Source organism: Fulvimarina thalattae, from assembly GCF_040239565.1.
Classification (GTDB): Bacteria; Pseudomonadota; Alphaproteobacteria; order Rhizobiales; family Rhizobiaceae; genus Fulvimarina.
Window position 1 is genome coordinate 19,168 of record NZ_JBEHWS010000011.1, and the last position, 18,942, is coordinate 38,109.

The 18,942-nt window shown below is 61.9% G+C and carries 17 protein-coding genes; 9 read left to right on the plus strand and 8 right to left on the minus strand.

Features of this window, described 5'->3' with window-relative positions; translation table 11 throughout:
• The first annotated feature begins 30 nt into the window (after positions 1-30).
• Positions 31-2,247 (plus strand): TRAP transporter permease, encoded by a 2,217-nt coding sequence (locus ABRA89_RS14065; protein WP_349942131.1) that lies wholly within the window; start codon positions 31-33, stop codon positions 2,245-2,247.
• A gap of 20 nt (positions 2,248-2,267) precedes the next feature.
• On the opposite strand, the gene ABRA89_RS14070 is transcribed toward ABRA89_RS14065, so the two are convergent.
• Positions 2,268-2,882 (minus strand): glutathione S-transferase family protein, encoded by a 615-nt coding sequence (locus tag ABRA89_RS14070; protein ID WP_349942132.1) that lies wholly within the window; start codon positions 2,880-2,882, stop codon positions 2,268-2,270.
• Positions 2,883-3,163: 281 nt separating this feature from the next.
• On the opposite strand from ABRA89_RS14070, the gene ABRA89_RS14075 reads away from it, so the two are divergent.
• On the plus strand, positions 3,164-4,390 hold the full coding sequence (locus ABRA89_RS14075; protein WP_349942133.1) for an SMP-30/gluconolactonase/LRE family protein: 1,227 nt from the start codon (positions 3,164-3,166) through the stop codon (positions 4,388-4,390).
• A gap of 148 nt (positions 4,391-4,538) precedes the next feature.
• Here ABRA89_RS14075 and ABRA89_RS14080 read toward each other — a convergent pair whose 3' ends face one another.
• Positions 4,539-5,063 carry a disulfide bond formation protein B gene (locus ABRA89_RS14080; RefSeq protein ID WP_349942134.1) on the minus strand — a complete coding sequence of 175 codons (525 nt, stop codon included), beginning with the start codon at positions 5,061-5,063 and terminating at the stop codon, positions 4,539-4,541.
• A 480-nt stretch (positions 5,064-5,543) separates the two neighbouring features.
• Here ABRA89_RS14080 and ABRA89_RS14085 point away from each other — a divergent pair, with 480 nt between their 5' ends.
• Positions 5,544-7,019 (plus strand): alanine/glycine:cation symporter family protein, encoded by a 1,476-nt coding sequence (locus ABRA89_RS14085; protein ID WP_349942135.1) that lies wholly within the window; start codon positions 5,544-5,546, stop codon positions 7,017-7,019.
• A 6-nt stretch (positions 7,020-7,025) separates the two neighbouring features.
• Here ABRA89_RS14085 and ABRA89_RS14090 read toward each other — a convergent pair whose 3' ends face one another.
• Complete coding sequence (locus ABRA89_RS14090) at positions 7,026-7,901, minus strand: polysaccharide deacetylase family protein (protein WP_349942136.1); 876 nt, start codon at positions 7,899-7,901, stop codon at positions 7,026-7,028.
• Between the two features lie 269 nt (positions 7,902-8,170).
• Between ABRA89_RS14090 and ABRA89_RS14095 the strand changes: the two genes are divergently transcribed.
• On the plus strand, positions 8,171-8,614 hold the full coding sequence (locus ABRA89_RS14095) for a DUF805 domain-containing protein (protein ID WP_349942137.1): 444 nt from the start codon (positions 8,171-8,173) through the stop codon (positions 8,612-8,614).
• A gap of 96 nt (positions 8,615-8,710) precedes the next feature.
• On the plus strand, positions 8,711-9,130 hold the full coding sequence (locus ABRA89_RS14100) for a DUF805 domain-containing protein (RefSeq protein ID WP_349942138.1): 420 nt from the start codon (positions 8,711-8,713) through the stop codon (positions 9,128-9,130).
• A gap of 9 nt (positions 9,131-9,139) precedes the next feature.
• Here ABRA89_RS14100 and ABRA89_RS14105 read toward each other — a convergent pair whose 3' ends face one another.
• Positions 9,140-9,451 carry a BolA family protein gene (locus ABRA89_RS14105; RefSeq protein WP_349942139.1) on the minus strand — a complete coding sequence of 104 codons (312 nt, stop codon included), beginning with the start codon at positions 9,449-9,451 and terminating at the stop codon, positions 9,140-9,142.
• A 196-nt stretch (positions 9,452-9,647) separates the two neighbouring features.
• Between ABRA89_RS14105 and ABRA89_RS14110 the strand changes: the two genes are divergently transcribed.
• Both ABRA89_RS14110 and cobS read left to right on the plus strand, forming a co-directional pair.
• The gene (locus ABRA89_RS14110) at positions 9,648-10,253 is read left to right on the plus strand and encodes a J domain-containing protein (protein WP_349942140.1); all 606 of its coding nucleotides are present in this window, start codon (positions 9,648-9,650) and stop codon (positions 10,251-10,253) included.
• Between the two features lie 251 nt (positions 10,254-10,504).
• Positions 10,505-11,509, plus strand: coding sequence for a cobaltochelatase subunit CobS (gene cobS / locus ABRA89_RS14115; RefSeq protein ID WP_349942141.1), 1,005 nt, complete (start codon positions 10,505-10,507; stop codon positions 11,507-11,509).
• Between the two features lie 24 nt (positions 11,510-11,533).
• On the opposite strand, the gene ade is transcribed toward cobS, so the two are convergent.
• Together ade and ABRA89_RS14125 are read right to left on the minus strand one after the other, a co-directional pair.
• Entirely contained in the window at positions 11,534-13,228 is a 1,695-nt protein-coding gene (gene ade / locus ABRA89_RS14120) for an adenine deaminase (protein ID WP_349942249.1), read from the minus strand.
• Positions 13,229-13,343: 115 nt separating this feature from the next.
• Entirely contained in the window at positions 13,344-14,414 is a 1,071-nt protein-coding gene (locus ABRA89_RS14125; RefSeq protein ID WP_349942142.1) for a GGDEF domain-containing protein, read from the minus strand.
• A gap of 247 nt (positions 14,415-14,661) precedes the next feature.
• Between ABRA89_RS14125 and cobT the strand changes: the two genes are divergently transcribed.
• A complete protein-coding gene (cobT, locus tag ABRA89_RS14130) occupies positions 14,662-16,575 on the plus strand; it encodes a cobaltochelatase subunit CobT (protein WP_349942143.1) in 1,914 nt (637 codons plus the stop codon).
• Between the two features lie 25 nt (positions 16,576-16,600).
• Positions 16,601-17,626, plus strand: a complete 1,026-nt coding sequence (locus ABRA89_RS14135; protein ID WP_349942144.1) for an esterase-like activity of phytase family protein — start codon at positions 16,601-16,603, stop codon at positions 17,624-17,626.
• A gap of 37 nt (positions 17,627-17,663) precedes the next feature.
• Here ABRA89_RS14135 and ABRA89_RS14140 read toward each other — a convergent pair whose 3' ends face one another.
• Together ABRA89_RS14140 and rpmB are read right to left on the minus strand one after the other, a co-directional pair.
• Positions 17,664-18,347: a queuosine precursor transporter gene (locus ABRA89_RS14140; protein ID WP_349942146.1), complete on the minus strand. Its 684-nt coding sequence runs from the start codon at positions 18,345-18,347 to the stop codon at positions 17,664-17,666.
• A 125-nt stretch (positions 18,348-18,472) separates the two neighbouring features.
• Positions 18,473-18,775, minus strand: coding sequence for a 50S ribosomal protein L28 (gene rpmB / locus ABRA89_RS14145; protein ID WP_349942147.1), 303 nt, complete (start codon positions 18,773-18,775; stop codon positions 18,473-18,475).
• Positions 18,776-18,942: the final 167 nt, after the last annotated feature.

Here is an 18,942-nt window from a genome sequence, read left to right on the forward strand (position 1 = left end):
CTCGTCCACGGGCAGGAGGAGAATTCAACGATGGTGCGGAGTACGGCCGAACGGCAGGGTGCGGAAGGCAATCCGAGCGAAGAGTCAGCCGTCGATCGCGAAACGCTTGAGAAGTACGACCGCGAGAGTGCGTTCCGGCACTCGCTGCCGAAGCCGATCGCGCTCGTCGTCACGGTGCTCTGCGTTCTCCTCGCAGCCTTTCACCTTTACACCTCGGTGTCGGGCCCGCTGGTCGATGTCGCTCAGCGATCGATCCATCTCTACACGCTGCTCGGCCTCACCTTCATTCTCTACCCGCTGACCACTGCCGGCGCGCGGGACAGGCTGCCTGTCTACGACTGGATTACCGCCGCCGCAGCCTTTGCGATCCTCGTCTACATGTTGGTGGTGGCGGATCGGATCATCGCCTCTGGCGGGCGCATTACCATGACGGACGCGGTCATCGGTATGGTCGCCATCCTCCTCGTGATCGACGCCTCGCGCCGTGTCACCGGCTGGGGGCTGACGATCCTCTGCGTAATTTTTCTCGCCTATGGATTTTACGCCAAGCTCTCCTTCTACAACCAGCTGAACGAGGCGATCATCCTTGCCACCTTCAAGCAGGTCATCGCCCATCTCGTCTACATCACCGAGGGCTTGCTCGGCACGGCGATCGGGGTTTCGGCAAGCTATATCATCCTCTTCATCCTGTTCGGCGCGTTCCTCGGCAAGTCCGGCCTCGGCCAGCTCTTCAACGATCTGGCGCTCGCCGTCGCGGGCCATTCCAAGGGTGGGCCGGCCAAGGTCGCTGTGATCGCGTCGGGCTTTCTCGGTTCGATCAACGGCTCGGCGATCGCCAATGTCGTCACCACGGGTGCGTTCACGATCCCGCTCATGAAAAAGACCGGCTACAAGCCGAACTTCGCCGGCGCTGTGGAGGCTTCTGCCAGCGTCGGCGGGCAGATCCTGCCGCCCATCATGGGCGCGGCCGCCTTCATCATGGCCGAGGTCCTGTCGGTCCCCTATACCCAGATCATCCTAGCAGGCATCATCCCGGCGCTTCTCTACTATCTCGGCGTTCTCGCGCAGGTGCATCTCCGGGCCCTGCGCAACGAACTCGAAGGCATTCCGCGCTCGCAGCTGACGCCGGTGAAACAGGTGATGGCCGAGCGCGGTCATCTGCTGGTGCCCATGGTCGTCCTGCTCTGGCTGCTCTTCGAAGGCTACGCCCCGTTCTACGCCGCCTTCTGGTCGATCGCGGCGACGGTGCTCGTCTGCGGCACCCTGCCGGTCGTCATTTTCACCGCCGTGCTTTCGGGACTTCTCATCCTCGAACCCCAGATCATGGCGATCATCTCGGGCTATCAGATGCCCAACTTCCGGGCGAGCCGCTGGCTTCTCGTAGCGATGATGGTGGTCCCAATCCTCGTCAACATCGCGCGCCGGCGGATCGGCCCCATTCTCGAAACCATGGATTTCGAAAGCCTTCGCGATGCGATGGAAGACGGCGTGCGCTCCTCGATTCCCGTCGCGGTCGCCTGCGGCGCGGTCGGCATCATCGTCGGCGTCGCGACCCTCACCGGCATCGCGCTGGAAGCGGCAGATGCCGTGGTCGAGCTCGGCAGCGCCATCCCCTACGATACGCTCCAGCTTCTAGCGACGCTGTTCTTGACGATGATCGCCTCCATCGTCCTCGGCATGGGGTTGCCCTCGATCCCCACCTACATCATCACGTCCACGATGGCCGCGCCGATCCTTCTCAACCTGCCGCTCTTTCAGGAGCTGGCGGGATCGACTGATACCGCGATCTTCGTCGCTCACATGTTCGTCTTCTATTTCGGCATCTTCGCAAATCTGACACCGCCGGTGGCGCTTGCCGCGTATGCAGGGGCCGGCATCTCCGGAGGCGACCCGAACGCAACCGGCGCGCAGGCCATGAAGCTCGCACTCGCGGGCTTCATCGTGCCCTATATGTTCGTCTTCTCCCACGCCATGCTGATGATCGACGCGACGGTCGCGAACATCCTCTGGGTGCTGGTGACGAGCATCTGCGGCGTCCTTCTGCTGGCTGTCGCGGCCGAAGGCTATTTCCGCCGCCCGCTCCCGATCTGGCTGCGCCTGATGGCGCTCGCGGGCGCGCTCGCACTCATCTATCCGGGCCTGATCACCGACCTCATCGGCGCCGCCGCGATCGCCGGTCTCCTATTGATAGAAGGCGTGAAGCCTGCGGGCAAAGCGGAGAAGGCGAAGAGCGCCGCAGCAGAGTAAAAAGCCGGCGCTTCAAATCTTCAGCCTGCCGGCATGATCTGCCCGGTCTTCTGCACCGTACGCTTCAGCCCCGGCATCGCCTGAAGCCGTTTCCAGTAGGCCACCACCTTCGGATGGGCCTGAAGCACTCCGGCATATTCGGACATCGCAAGGAGATAGGATATCTGGATGTCGGCGAGCATCAGCTTCTCGCCCATCAGAAAGCTCCGGCCTTCCAGAGTGTCGCCGAGATAGGCCATGATCGCCGCGAACTCGTCCTTCATTTTCTGTTCGATCTCGCCGCCGTTCCGCTTCGCCCAAAACGCCGCGATTACCGAGCGCGCCATCGAGCCTTCAACGAAGTCCAGCCACTCATCGTGATGGGCGTGGGCATTCGTGCCGGGCTCGGGCGAGTGGCGGTTTTCTCCGTAGCGCCCGTCGATATAGCGCAGGATCGCCGCCGATTCGGCGAGCACGAGATCGCCGTCTTCGATCACCGGCGACTTGCCGAGCGGATGTTTGGCCTTAAGCTCCGGCGGCGCACGATAGGCTTCGGTCCGATCGTAGTTCTTCAGCTCGTAAGCCTCGCCGAGTTCCTCCAGAAGCCAGACGACACGGGACCCACGGGAATATTGCAGACAATGGACCGTGATCATGGACGTTGCTCCATCCCTTTACCCATCCGCTCGACGGCGGGTTTTCGTCGAAGTACGTCGACTTTCTGCCGATAGAGAGCGTCTACACGTCCCCACCATGCGGTCTCAAGTTCAAACTTCGCTGACGACATGACGTCAGAACGCGCCGGTCTTCAATCTGGATCCCCGATTGATCACGTCACTACTGCTCTAGATTGCACTTAATAACGAAGGAGGAGATCGGGCATCGGACGGTTAATCGCGACCTGACGAGTGACCGGCGAACCAAGGGAGGAAATTCCATGTCACAGGACAAACAACGCAGCGGGCTGTCGCGGCGCAGTGCCATCGGCCTTATGGGTATCGGCGCGCTCACGCTCGCCGGAGGCCGGCGCGCCATGGCACAGTCAGATCAGCCGCAGGCCGACATTGCCGAACCTTCGAGCACCGTCACCACGCCGCCCCGCGAATTCGGGCCGGGGGCCGCGCCGAACGTCTATTTCTGGGACCCCGACGTCATCACCGTCGATCCTGCCTTCCAAGGTTTGGCCCAGCCCAATGCGGCGGTCGAGCGGCTGTGGACGGGCGGGCGGTGGGTCGAGGGGCCGGCCTGGAACGGGGTCGGCAAATTTCTCGTCTGGTCCGACATTCCGAACAATCGCCAGCTACGGCTATTGAGCGAGGACGATCACGTCAGCGAGTTTCGCGTCCCGTCGAATAATTCGAACGGCAACAGCTTCGACTATGAAGGCCGGCAGCTGAGCTGCGAACATCTGACCCGGCGCGTCGTACGCTACGAGCTCGATGGGTCGGTCACGATCATCGCCGACAGCTTCGAGGGCAAGCGGCTAAACTCGCCCAACGACGTGGTCGCCCACACCGATGGCAGCATCTGGTTCACCGATCCGCCCTATGGCGGCCAGCTTTACGAGGGTGCGCCGGACGCGCCGGGCGGCCCATCGAACCGGGAAGGTCTCATCGACAACACGCTGGGCCAGCCGCCCGAGGTCGGAGAAGCGGAGCGCGAACTGTTGACGGCCGTCTATCGGGTCACGCCCGACGGCAACATCACCCAGGTCATTTCAGAAGATCAGGTTCCGGATCCCAACGGGCTTTGCTTCTCGCCGGACGAAAGACGGCTCTACGTTGCGAGCACCGGCAAGGGTCCGGGCGACACGGGTGAAGGTGGCAAGGGCGATATCCACGTCTTCGATGTCGAAACAGACGGCTCGCTCTCGAACGGGCGGCTCTTCACCGACTGCATGGTCGACGGCGTCAAATGCGGGCCGGACGGGCTGCGCTGCGACGTCTACGGCAATCTCTGGGCGTCGAGCAATGCGGGCCGGAACGTCGGCTATAGCGGCGTCACCTGCTGGTCGCCCGACGGCCAGCTTCTCGGTCGCATCCGCCTGCCGGAGGTCTGCGCCAATCTCACCTTTGGCGGGCCGAAGCGCAATCGTCTGTTCATGACGGCGAGCCAGTCAATCTACTCCGTCTACACTGCCACGCAGGGCGCCGCGCCCTCCTGACGCGGATCAGGGAAGGCGCGATCGGGATCGTTCCCGATTGAAACTGGCTGAAAGACTTGCGGAAGCGCTTCTTCCGCTCTTAAGCCAAACCCGAAGGATACCGCTGATCAATCGCCGTATCCTTCGGCTCATAGTCAGACATTCCGTATTAGACAGTACGATCGGACCGGGCAATCGCAGCACCAAGCGCGATGCTGGCAAGAACGGCGGATGCGATCGCATTCCACCCGGCAAAGGAGAGACCGAGAAACCGGCCCGCCGCCTCGTCGCAGGATGGCGCGCGCACGGCATCGATCGTCGCCAGAAGATCGCCGCCCATCAGGTTACCTCCGCCGCCACCGGAGCATTCGGCCGGACCAGGCCAGTAGCCCCATTCGACGCCGGCATGGAAAACGCCGAGATAAAGCGACCAGAGCATCAGCAGGCCAAGAACGATCAGAAGCCCTCGGACGAGGATCGCCTTGGCGCGCCCTCCAGCCGCGATCATCGCAAGAAGCGCGACCGGGATTGCGATGTAATAGGGTATCCGCTGCTCAAGGCAGAGCGCGCAGGGGATATATCCGCCGACATATTGGAAGAGCAGCGCCGTGCCGACCGTGATCGAGGTTCCGATCAGGAGCATGATCGCGGCAGCGCTTTGGCGAAAGCCGGTGGCACGGGTGAGAAATGACATGGCTATCGGCGTCCTTGCAGTCTGACATCGCTAACTCCCCGCCGAAGGGCGAAAAGAGCGCGAGACCGTTAGCAGAGGTTTTGCCCCCTTGCGAGATGATTGGCGTTAACGGAGTTTTAAGAGTTTCGGTCGATATTGAATAAACAAGGGGCAAGGACGCACCGGAGCAGTTGGGGAACCGCAACGGCGCGTCATGGAAGCCATCGGCTTCCATCTTGGGGACATGCATGGACGGACGTGTCGCGAGGGGCGACGCGTCCGTTCTGCGTTTCAGGGAACCGTTTGAAGCCGCTCCGAAAATCGTAACAATCGCAACCTTCGGCGCGCGCCTATCCACCGGCATGCCGCGGTTCGCGTCCATCTTCGTCTGTGGGTAAAAGGCTAGCCCGCCATGGACAGACGCTCGCGAGCCTGTTCAATTGAGGCGAACGATGGCCGCCTAATGCGGCCTCGATGCGTTTGATCTTGAGGACTTCCCCGATGGAGAACTACACGCCCGAAGCATTGTTGAACGGCTTCGTTTCGATCGTCGATTTTCTGAACAATGTGCTTTGGGGCTATGTTCTCGTCTACGGGCTTCTCGCCGTCGGCCTGTTCTTCACTCTGCGCCTCGCCTTCATCCAGATCCGGCACTTCCCGGAATTCTTCAAGGTCGTCAAAGGCTCGCGCACGGGGGACAAAGCGGGCATCTCGCCGCTTCAGGCGCTCACCGTCTCGCTCGCATCGCGCGTCGGCACCGGTAACCTCGCAGGCGTCGCGGTCGCGCTGACGCTGGGTGGTCCCGGAGCGATCTTCTGGATGTGGATGGTCGCCCTCCTCGGCATGGCGACGGCCTATTCCGAATCGACCCTCGCCCAGCTCTACAAGATTCGAAACGAGGACGGGCAGTATCGCGGCGGCCCCGCCTTCTACATGGCGCGCGGCCTCGGCCTGCCATGGATGGGCGCGCTCTTCTCGATCGCGCTCATCCTCTCCTTCGGGCTGATCTTCAACGCGGTTCAGGCGAATTCCATTGCCGGGGCGACCGAAGAGGTCTTCGGCTTCGGGCGTCTGTGGATCGGCATCGCGCTTGCCGCGCTTGCAGGCGTCATTGTCTTCGGCGGCATTCGCTCCATCGCCCGCGTGGCGGAGGTCGTCGTTCCCTTCATGGCGATCGCCTATCTCCTCGTCGCCCTTTATGTCTGCATCATTCACTACACGGAGGTTCCGGGCGCGCTCTGGACGATTATCGCCAGTGCGTTCGGGCTTCAGGAAGCGGCGGGTGGTGTCACCGGAGGCGTCATGGCGGCCCTCCTCAACGGCGTGAAGCGCGGCCTCTTCTCGAACGAGGCCGGCATGGGCTCCGCCCCGAACATCGCTGCCGTCGCCACACCGCAGCCGCACCATCCCTCGAGCCAGGGGCTCGTCCAGGGTCTCGGCGTTTTCATCGACACGCTGATGATTTGCACGGCAACGGCGCTGATGATCATCCTGTCGGGCGTCTATACGCCGGGTCAGGAAGTCGACGGCATTACCCTCACCCAGAACGCACTCGCCGCCCATCTTGGAGACTGGGGCGCGACGTTCATCGCGATCGCGATCTTTTTCTTCGCGTTTACGTCAATCATCGGCAATCTGTCATATGCCGAGAACGCGATGACCTTCCTGGGCGCGGGCGGCAAGACCGGCATGTCGATCATCCGCATCGGCGCGCTCGCCATGGTCATCTGGGGCTCGGTCGAATCGGTCGGTACGGTGTTCAACGCGGCGGACGCCTCGATGGGCCTCATGGCAACGCTGAACCTCATCGCGATCCTGCTTCTGTCCGGAACCGTGGTGAAGCTCACTAAGGACTATTTCAACCAGAAGAAGACCGGCCTCGAGCCGACCTTCGACAACGACATGTATCCCGAACTGCGCGGCAAGGTGGACCCGACCATCTGGACGATGGACGGCGATATCGGTCCGCGCCGGTAACGGAGGTCAAGGCGCTGCGAACGCCTCCGCGATTTCGCCGGGACGGGTGAGCCAGATCTCGTCCCGGTGGTCCGCTATGTGCTGGAGCGCACGCTTGAGCGCGCGAAGGCGGAAGGGCTGCCCGGAAATATAGGGGTGGAGCGCGATGCTCATGACGGCCGGCGCCTGACTTGAAGCCTCCAGCATTTCGTCGAACTGCGCAACGATCATGTCCGCGAATTCCTCAGCGCCCGTATAGCGCGCGGTGATTGCAGGGATGTCGTTGATCTCATGGCTGTAGGGCACGGAAAGAATGCGCCCGCCGTCTCGCGTCGACATCCAGGTTGGCTGATCGTCGTGGCACCAGTCGAGAAGATAGGTATAGCCCTCTTCCTTCAGGAGATCGATCGAGACCTCGCTCTGGGATATCCAGGGCGCCAGCCAACCCGCTGGCAATTCACCCTCCCGCTCGCGAAAGATCCCACTCGCCTCTCTGATCAGAGCCCCTTCCTCGACCTCGCCCATGATGCCTTGCCGCTCGGCGTTGGTCCGTCCGTGAGCGACAATCTCGTCGCCCCGCTTGCGAAAGGCGTCGATCAGGCCCGGACAGTCTTCATAGACGCAGGCGTTCGGAAGCAGGGCGAGCGGCATGTCGAGTGCATCGAAGGCATGCTTCATCCGCCAGACACCCACCCTGTTTCCCCATTCGCGCCAGGCGTAATTGAGGACATCGGGTTCGGCCTGCTTTGGCGCAAGCGCTGCCCCGTCACCTTCGCCGAACGAAAACGTCTCGATATTCAGCGCGATGTAGACGGCAAGGCGTCTGCCGTTCGGCCAGTCGAAGACCGATCGATCCGTCAGAGCCGAATACGGATAGCGGTTGTGATTACGGGTGGTCGTCATAGGGCCTCTGGATTTCGCGCTCTTAACCGGCGCAAGATAGGCCAAAAATCCCGGCGCGAGAGAGGCGCTGCGTCGCGGTGAACAGCCGAGAAAGCTCCGTTCACACCGACCAGTAGAAAAAAATCCCCTAAAACCCTCGATAGAAGGATAGCGCATTATCGACCCGAGGCGGTGCGCCGACTATACGGATGCCCGTGACGCTCCCGCCCCGGCTCGACAGGCGATCGAAGGACGGGAGAACACGTGGTACGAGCAGTATGGATCCGCCAATGTCTTACATGTTTCTTCCCTTGAAGCGCTACTTTCAGTTCTCCGGTCGGTCCCGCCGGCAAGAGTACTGGCTTTTCATGCTCTTGATCGTCATTGGCTCATTCTTTTTCGGCTTCCTCGACGTCGTGCTGGGCCTCGGTGGAGATGTGACAACGTCGACCGGGTCGGAGGACGCGCTTTTCTCCGCCAGTGCGGAAGCAGATGGCGGCATTCTCACCACCCTCTGGTCCTTGGCTACGATCATACCAAGCCTTTCTGTCGGGATTCGGCGCTTGCACGACACCGATCGCAGCGGCTGGTGGCTGCTGATCGGCCTTATACCGCTGGCCGGTGCGATCACTCTGATCGTTTTCTTCTGCTTCGACGGCACGCGCGGGGCGAACCGGTTTGGCCCTGATCCAAAAGGCTTCAGTGAGGAAGAAGCTCAGGAAGTCTTTTCCTGAGCAATACGGGCGGCGTGGAGCACACCTGATCGACGAGAAATACGCGTCGTTCGCGCGCCTGCCGCAACTATCAGAAACCGAGTAAAGCAGACCGTCATGACCGATTTACTTCGCCCCTATAAACGCTATTTTCAATTTTCCGGCCGAGCCCGCCGCAAGGAGTATTGGCTCTTCACCCTTTGGTCTTATGGTATTTTCATTGCCGCAATGATCGCTCTTGGTGCCGTTGCCGAAAATTTTGGCGATACTCCAACCGGGGCCGCAGTGGAGTCGATCGCAGGTATTGCAATTTCTCTCTGGTTTCTTCTGCACATTATACCGTATCTTGCCGTAACGGTTCGTCGTCTCCATGACATCGATTATAGCGGGTTTGCTTACTTTATCAGCTTTATACCAGGTGTTGGGCCAGTGATCCTGGTCGTGCTCTGTTGCCTGCGCGGGACACCGGGACGGAACCGTTTCGGCCCCAATCCAAAAGGCTTCAGCGACGAAGAAGCTCAGGAGGTGTTTTCCTGAGCCGAACGCTCACCGCCCGCCGCGACGCCCCGGCTCGCTGGGGGCTCTCGCCTCGATCGCCAGCGCATGGACGCCGGAATTCAGCTCGTCGGCGAGCAGCTTGTTGATCGCCCGCTGGCGGTTGATCCGGCTCTCGCCCTCGAACTGAGATGAGACGATCTGCACGCGAAAATGCGTCTCACCGGACCCGTCGAAGGCCTCGTGATGCTCGCTGCCCGCATGGTGATGGCCGGCATGCAAGTGGCTTTCGTCGATCACGTTGAGGCTCTCCGGTGAGAACCGTTCGCGCAGTTTCGTCTCGATCGCGGATTTGACTGTCATGACCTCGCCTTCCTTGTCTGCCGTTTGGGTTCCGAAACCGAGCCAGCCCGAATGCTTGTCCCGCCTCGCTCCATGTCGGAGCGGTAACGGTCGCGGGTCGTGGTCGGCAGCTCCGATCCAACCGTTCTCTCTTCCGGGCATTTTCCGGTCTGTCAATTCTTGTTCGTCAGCATTCAAAGCCCCATAATCCCCCGCGATGAAACTCGACTCCAAATATTTCGACGGTATCCGCGTGAAACGGCGCGGAGCAGGTGGTGCGAAGCCCAAGCCCCAGACGCCGGAATGCGCCTGGGAAGGTTGCGACAAGCCGGGCACCCATAAGGCTCCCATGGGGCGCGACGCGGAGGGCCAGTACCTCAATTTCTGCGTCGATCACGTCCGGCAGTACAACAAGAGCTATAACTATTTCTCCGGGCTCGGCGACGACGATATCCGCAAATATCTCAAGGACTCGCTGACCGGCCATCGCCCGACCTGGTCGATGGGGCACAACTCGTCCTCGCCGAATTCCGCTCGCAATCGCCGTCGCAAACGCGGCGAGCCGTTTGACTGGGCGGGCGCGGATGTAGATGCGGCGCAGGGACGCACGGCGGCGAAACGGCGCGTACGTCCGCTGGAACAAAAGGCGCTGGAAACGCTGAATCTTCAGTCGGACGCGACCGGCGAAGACGTGCGGGTTCGATACAAGGAACTGGTGAAGCAGCTGCATCCGGATGCCAATGGCGGCGATCGCGGCCATGAGGATCGGCTGCGCGACGTGATCCAGGCCTACAAGCTTCTCAAGCAGGCCGGTTTCTGCTGAGGCCGCCATTCGCATGCGGCTACCGACAATTCCGGACGCGAAGGCTGCAAAATCCGCGCCCCTCGCCAGCGGGTGAGGTTCCATCCGGGCGCATCACGCGGTAATTGCGTTCAGGAAAAGGGCGCAGCGTGCTCGGACCTCTGTTCCATTGCGAGCGGACACCCGAACCGAAACGCGTGTGGCGAACGACCAAGACACGACACAGAACCGGGTGCGAAAGCGAGAAAATCGCGCCGGTTTCAGGAGGCAAGATGAGTGCAGTGGAAAAGATGAGCGCGCCGCACGAGGACGCAGCCCCTCTCCCGAACACCACGATCTCCGTGCGCGAAACCTTCGGGTTCGACAGCGACCTCACCGTGCCGGCTTTCACGGAAGCCGATCCGCATGTCCCGGAAATCGATCACGACTACATCTTCGACAAGCCGACGACGCTGGCGATCCTTGCCGGCTTCGCCCGCAACCGCCGCGTCATGGTGTCGGGCTATCACGGTACGGGCAAGTCGACCCATATCGAGCAGGTCGCCGCGCGGTTGAACTGGCCCTGCGTGCGCGTCAATCTCGACAGCCATGTCAGCCGCATCGATCTCGTCGGCAAGGACGCGATCACCGTGCGCGACGGCATGCAGGTGACCGAATTTCGCGACGGCATCCTGCCCTGGGCCTATCAGAACAATGTCGCGCTGGTCTTCGACGAATACGACGCCGGCCGCCCGGATGTGATGTTCGTGATCCAGCGCGTACTGGAATCCTCCGGCCGCCTCACCCTGCTCGACCAGAGCCGGGTCATCCGTCCCCATCCGGCCTTTCGCCTCTTTGCGACGGCGAACACCGTCGGCCTCGGCGATACCACCGGCCTCTATCATGGCACCCAGCAGATCAACCAGGCGCAGATGGACCGCTGGTCGATCGTCACGACGCTCAACTATCTGCCGCACGACAACGAGGTCGAGATCGTTCTGTCCAAGGTGAAGGACTGGCGCACGGACGAGGGCCGCCAGACCGTCTCGCGCATGGTGCGCGTCGCCGATCTCACCCGCTCGGCCTTCATCAATGGCGATCTCTCCACCGTCATGAGCCCGCGCACGGTGATCACATGGGCCGAGAACGCCGAAATCTTCGGCGATGTCGGCATGGCTTTCCGCCTGACCTTCCTCAACAAGTGCGACGATCTCGAACGCTCGCTGGTCGCCGAATTCTACCAGCGCGCCTTCGGCGAGGAACTGCCGGACAGCGCGGCGAATCTGGTGCTGGAGTAGGCATTAGAACGGCTCCATTGAGCCTCAGATGATCTCGAAGCGCTCGACATCGACGAGACCGCAATCCGTGATCTTGAGCGCCGGGATCACAGGAAGCGCCAGAAAGGCAAGCTGGAGGAACGGTTCTTCGAGCGTGACGCCGAGGCTCTTGGCCGCGGCCCGCAGGGCGACCAAGCTCTCATGCACGGCCTCGAAAGGTTCGAGCGACATGAGGCCCGCAACGGGAAGCGCCAGTTCGGCGAGGATTTTGCCCTCGTTCGCGACGACGAAGCCGCCTTCGATCTCCGACAATCGCTTCGCCGCGACAGCCATGTCCTCGTAGTCCACTCCAACAACCGCGATGTTGTGGTGGTCGTGGCAGACGGTTGAGGCGATCGCGCCCTTTTTCAGGCCGAAGCCACGCACGAAACCGGTCGCGATATTCCCGTTCACGCCGTGCCGCTCGACGATCGCGATGCGAACGAGATCGCGCGCCGGGTCAGGACGCTTGTCGCCATCGACAGGTGCGATCTCCTCGTTGAGATGCTCGGTGATGATCTTGCCATCGAGGATGCCGATAACGTGGGTTTCCGCGGCATTACCCGGCGCGCGGAAGTCGGCGGCGGAGACATCCCGCGCCTTCACCGACTCGCGCCCCACCGGCCCAATCGTGCCACGCTGGTCGAAGATTGCATCGTTGACGATCCGGCCGCCGCTTAGCACGAGCTTCGCATGGCAGCCTTCGAGGCTGTCGAGCGCGACGATGTCCGCCCTGAGGCCCGGCGCGATCAGGCCACGATCCTTGAGGCCAAATGCTTCCGCCGCCGACAACGACGCCGCGCGGTAGACCGCCAGCGGCGGCGTGCCGAGCGCGATCAAGCGGCGGATCATGTAGTCGAGATGGCCGTGCTCGCCGATGTCCAGCGGGTTCCGATCATCGGTACAGAGGCACATATACGGCGCCGTCCGTTCGTTCAGCACCGGCTGCAGCGAATCGAGGTCCTTGCTCACGGACCCTTCACGGATCAGAACGCGCATACCCTTGCGCAGCTTTTCGAGCGCCTCCTCGGCGGTCGTCGCTTCATGTTCGGTGCGGATGCCGGCGGCGATATAGGCATTGAGATCGCGCCCCGACAGCTGTGGGCAGTGGCCGTCGATATGGGCGTTTTCGAAGAGGCGCAGCTTGGCCATCGCGCGCGGATCGCGGTGAATCACGCCGGGATAATTCATGAACTCGGCCAGCCCGATCGCCGACTCGTGTCCCATGACTTCCGCCAGCCCATCCGCCTCGATCCGCGCACCGGATGTCTCCATATCGGTCGACGGCACGCAGCTCGACAGCTGAACCTTGAGGTCCATCACCAGATGCCGGCTGGCCTCCTGGAAATAGCGGATGCCATCGAGCCCGATCACATTGGCGATCTCGTGCGGATCGCAGATCGCGGTGGTAATACCGCGCGGCGTCACCAGCCGATCGAACTCGAAGGGCGTGACGAGACTGCTCTCGATGTGCAGGTGCGTGTCGATGAAACCCGGCACGAGCGTGAGGCCGGTGACATCGATGACCTCTTTCGCCTCGTAATCTCCGATCCCGACGATGCGCGAGCCGCAGATCGCGAGGTCGCCCTCAATGAACGAGCCGGTCACAAGATCGAAAACCCGCCCTCCGCTGAGCTTTAGATCAGCCGGCTCGTCACCGCGTGCCTGTGCGATTCGCCGTTCGAGTTCGTCTCGTGCCATTGCAATACCCTGTCTGACGGCCATCCTGGTTCCGACCCGAAGCGGGAATCGGCTTACAACCGCGACGGTACGCTGCCTTCAGCGTGAATTGAAGCGGCCGTCGGGCGCCGCTCTGCTAGGCCGAGACGACCTGATTGCGTCCCCGTGACTTCGCATCATAGAGGCGCATATCGGCGACATTCATGAGTTCCTGCAGATCCTCTCCATCATCCGGGATCGACGCGACACCGATGCTGGTGGTGAAGTTGATCGTGCTGCCGTTGCTCTTCAACTCGGCTGCCTCGACGATCCGCCGCAGTTTCTCCGCGGCGCACGCCGCATCATCGTGCGCTGTGTCATGCAACAAAACGCAGAACTCTTCCCCGCCGTGGCGAAACGCATCGTCGTTCGTGCGGATGTTCTCCGTAAGGATCGCCGACATCAGCTGGAGCGCGTTGTCACCGACCTCGTGACCATAGGTATCGTTGATTCTCTTGAAGAAATCGATGTCGAGGAGAAGGATACCGCACGGGGTCCCGTAGCGCCGATTACGCTCGATTTCCTCGCCGAACCGGCAGTACAGGTAGGATCGATTGCCGAGACCGGTCAAAGCATCGGTGAAGGCTCTTTTTTTCAACGCGTTTTCAGCGCGGGATCTCGATGTTTCATAGGCATAGGAGAACCCGAAGATGCACAGGGCGACGCCGGCAACGTTGAGAAGCGCCCGGCTGTTTCCGTTGACGAGGTCGTCCCCGAAGCGCGTGTAATACAAACTGAAAGCGATGAGCATGAAGGTCAGCGTCATCGCACCGCCCAATGCGCGTCCGATCAGCATGTGCGAGAGGATCGGTATCAGGAGAACCCAGGCGAAAACCGACGGCGATGATTGCGGCGTCGAGATGATGAACATCATCACCGAATTGAAGGGAATGAGATAGACGATCGACCAGGTGACCAGATGATCCGTCTTCCTGACAATCGGAATCAGACCGATAGCCAGAGAGCCCATGGCGAGTTCCGCGGCCATCGCGCTGAAATTCTCGTTGAGGTAGTTGAGCACAGAAAAAGCCGCGCCGAAACCGGCTGTAAAAAGCAACAAACCCAGCAACACGGTTCGACGAAAGGCATCGATAGAGTCGAATATACTCTCATTCTCTGACACGCTTCCACGCAACCCTGATCTGTAATCGATTTCGACGTCGCTCATAGCGCTCAGTGCGCTCCTCTGTCGATGTGCCGTAGGGGAACTGCTGGCAGGTTTCCTGATTTCGTCTTTTTCCGGACAAACGCGCGTTCAATCGGTCGTGGTCTCCCGAAACTCGCAACTTTCGGCAAGGCGCCGGCCCAGTATGGCTCTCGGCATCCCGGTTCGTACGCGACTTCCCGCCACGGCGATCAGAACCACCGTTCGCTAGCCCTTGCCCGCCGGCGCAGAAACCCCTTATCTCGACCTCATGAGCAAGATCGGCGACAACAAGCGGCCAGCGCCCACCAAGGCGGCCAATCGGGAACCCTTCCGGCGTTCGCTGGCGAACACGCTTCGGGCGATTGCGGGCGACGGTGAACTGGAGGTGACGTTCTCGGCCGATCGGCCGGGCCTTGCCGGCAATTCAGCGCGGCTGCCCGAGCTGCCGAAGCGGGCGACCTCGAACGATGTCGCCGTCACGCGCGGCGTTGCCGATGCCATGGCGCTGCGCCGGGCGCGACATGATCCGAAACTCCACGCCAAGCTCTCGCCGGAAGGTCAAAGCGCCCGCGCGATCTACGACTCGGTCGAGCAGGCACGCTGCGAGGCGATCGGCGCGAACGCCATGCCCGGCGTCGCCGACAATCTGGCCTCCATGTTGGAGGACAAATACGCTCGCTCCAATCTCACCGAGGTTACCGATCGCAACGAAGCGCCGATGGAAGACGCCGTCGCGCTGATGGTGCGCGAGGCCCTGACCGGCCGCCCCGTGCCACCGAGCGCAGAAGCCCTTGTCGGCGTATGGCGAGACATGATCGAGGAAAAGGTCGGCACACGCTTTTCCAATCTCGCGGGCCATGCCGAGAATCAGGAGGCCTTCGCCCGCGCGATCCGCGACGTCCTCGTGTCCCTCGAAATGGCCGAAGAACTGGCCGAGCCCGAACAGTCCGATGAGGATGACGAGGAGAACGAGGACGAAAAAGGCGACAATCAGGTCCGCGATCAGGAGGAAGGCGGAGCCGAGAAGGAGGACGGCTCCGAGGACAGCCAGACCGAAGAGACCGAGAACGAGGGCGAAAACGACGAGACCTCAGAGGCTGAGGATTCCGAAGTCACCGCCGATGATGTCGTCGACGAGGGCGAGGAAACCTCCGAGACACCCGGCGAGGCGCGACGGCCTGAGCCGAAGGATCTCGATCCCCTCCAGAAGATCGAATACGAAGTCTATACCCGCTCCTTCGACGAGGAGATCGGCGCGGAAGAGCTCTGCGACGAGGCCGAACTCGATCGCCTGAGGGGCTTTCTCGACAAGCAGCTCACCTCGCTTCAGGGCGTCGTCGGACGGCTTGCCAACCGGCTGCAGCGGCGCTTGATGGCGCAGCAGAACCGCTCCTGGGACTTCGATCTCGAAGAGGGTTATCTCGATACGGCCCGCCTCACCCGCATCGTCATCGATCCCATGCAGTCACTCTCCTACAAGATGGAGCGCGACACCGAATTCCGCGACACCATTGTCTCCCTGGTGATCGACAATTCCGGCTCAATGCGCGGTCGGCCGATCACTGTCGCCGCCACCTGTGCCGATATTCTCGCCCGCACGCTGGAGCGCTGCGGCGTAAAGGTGGAGGTGCTCGGCTTCACGACGCGGGCGTGGAAGGGCGGGCAGTCGCGCGAGGCCTGGCTGAAGGCCGGCAAACCCCCGCGCCCCGGCCGCCTCAATGATCTGCGCCACATTATCTACAAGAGCGCCGACGCTCCTTGGCGGCGGGCACGGCGCAATCTCGGCCTGATGATGCGCGAGGGACTGCTGAAGGAAAACATCGACGGCGAGGCCCTGATCTGGGCCCATTCGCGGCTCACCAAGCGCCCTGAGCAGAGGCGCATCCTGATGGTGATCTCCGACGGTGCGCCGGTCGACGATTCGACGCTGTCGGTCAACTCCGGCAACTTCCTCGAACGGCACCTCCGCGCTGTCATCGACGAGATCGAACAGCGCTCACCGGTCGAACTTCTCGCCATCGGTATCGGCCATGACGTGACGCGCTATTATCGCCGTGCCGTGACTATCGTCGACGCCGAGGAACTCGCAGGTGCGATGACCGAACAGCTCGCCGCGCTCTTTGAGGACGAGGGGACGGGCGTTCAGTCCACCTATCGCCGCCGCGCCGCCGGAATGCGATGATGACACGGGCAGTGCCGGCGCGGTGATGGCGGATCGGCTCTTTCTGTGCCGTATCATGGCGGTTATCGCCGTATCGTCGGCCTGTCTCACCATCGCACCGATCGATGCATTCGGCGCGTATGTCACCATCTCGGCCAAGCCGATCGAGACCTTCCAGAAAGACGGTGACGAGACCCGTTTCGGAGCCCTATCCTATGTCGGCGGCTTCTCATTTTCAGCGTTCGGCAGTGGCGTCGCGGGCATCTCTGGCCTCGTCGTCGATACCGATGGGGAGGGCTTCACCGCGATCACCGATATTGGCGACTGGGTGACCGGCCGCATCGCGCGCGATGCCTCGGGCGCACCGACGGGTCTGAAAGATGTCGAGGTCGAACCCCTCACCGGAACGGATGGTTCGGCCCTTGAAGGCAAGATCGAGAGCGATGCCGAAGGACTGGCGCGCCGGGGCGATAATCTTCTCGTATCGTTCGAGCGCCGCCCCCGCATCCTCAGCTACCCGGTCGTGAACAAGCGGATCGTCACGCCGGCAGAAGTCCCGCAACCCATTCCGCTATACGAACTCCGTGCGAACGAAGGGCTCGAAGCGCTCGCGGTCGCTCCGCCCGGCTCGTCTCTCTCAGGTGCGCTGATCACCTTCGCTGAGGGCTCGATCGACACGAACGGCAATCTCTTCGCGGCGATCGTGGACGGGCCACAATCAGGCATCTTCAAAATCAGGAAAGATGAACGCTGGGACGTCACCGACGCCGACTTCCTGCCGGACGGTGACCTTCTCGTTCTGGAGCGTCGCTATGACGGCTTCACCAGCGGCCTCGGCGCGCGAATTCGGCGAGTCGCGGGGAACCGGATATCGCCCGGCGCTCTGGTCGACGGCGACATCATCTTCGAGGCCGATCTCTCCGAGGAAATCGACAACATGGAAGGGCTTGCGATCTGGCAGGACGATGCCGGCCGAACACGCCTCATCCTGATATCCGACAACAACAACTCGTTCCTCCAGCGAAATCTCCTGCTGGAGTTCGTTCTGGAAAACAAAGAAGCCGGGCTTTGAACCTGGCTTCCGCTGTCTTTTCACATGCAGAAACGCGCTACGCCCCGACCTGCCGGGCCGGCAACACCTGTCCGATGATGATGCGGTATGGCACCAGCGCGAAGGCGGCGATCAGGAGCTTCAGCCCCATGTCGCCCAGCGCCCAGGAAATCCAGCGCGGTGCCTCGGTCGCCATCACTCCGAACAGCGGGCCGCCCTGAAGCGCGAAATCGTCGTTCGGGGCGAGGAAAACGAAGATCGGCGCGAACGCGATGCCAAAGAAGACAAGCGTATCGACCACCGAGCCCGATACCGAAGACGCAGCCGGAGCGCGCCACCAGCGGTCCTGCCGCAACTTGTTGAAGACGAAGATGTCCAGAAGCTGCGCGACGAGGAAGGCCGTGCCCGAGGCGAGCGCGATCCGCGAGATGCGGGCGGCACCCGTCGAATAGGGAATGAGACCCATTTCGAAGAGGGCAGTCGGCACAATGATCGAGCAGACGACGGCCGTCGCGAAGCCGGTATAGACGACGCGGCGCGCGATCTTCGGCCCGTAGAGCCGGTTGGTCAGGTCCGTCACCAGGAAGGCGAAGGGATAGACGAACGCGCCGTAGGTGAGGAGATCGGCGAGATTGAGCGGGCCGATCTGAATGAACATCGGATACTGCACCGCGACATTTGCGGCGAGCACGATAAGGGTCATCGCCAGAACGGCGAGCCAATGGGTCTTGAGGAAGTGCATTTTTTTAACCTGGGTGATGGAACCAGAGGATGAGCGCCCGGCCGGATGAAACCACCGGGCGAAATGAAACGCCGCGACGGATCAATCCGGCACGGCGCAGGCATTCTTACGAGAAGCGATTAGCCTTAAGCGGCCGCTTCAGACGTCTCGGAGAGCTTCTTGGCGATCTGGCGCTTCAGAAGCTTGGCGCGCTGGGAAAGCTCGTTCTCGCGGGACTTCAGGAGGAAGGCGTCGAGACCGCCGCGGTGCTCGACCGAGCGCAGGGCATGGGCCGAAACCTTGAGGCGGTAGCGCTGTCCGAGAGCGTCGGAAATCAGCGTGACGCTGCACAGGTTCGGCAGAAAGCGGCGACGCGTCTTGTTGTTCGCGTGGGACACGTTGTTCCCGGACATGACGCCCTTGCCGGTGAGTTCGCAGACGCGAGACATGGGTTCACCTTCTCTATCAGGTCAGAACACCCGTCGCCCCCGCGCCATCGAAATCGACGCGAACCATGCTGACGGGCATGATCGGAAAATTGGGCTTGGCTATAGTCGCCAAGGCTTGATGCGTCAAGCCGAGCGAACCGCCGAGCGAACAGACACGTCGAATCGTG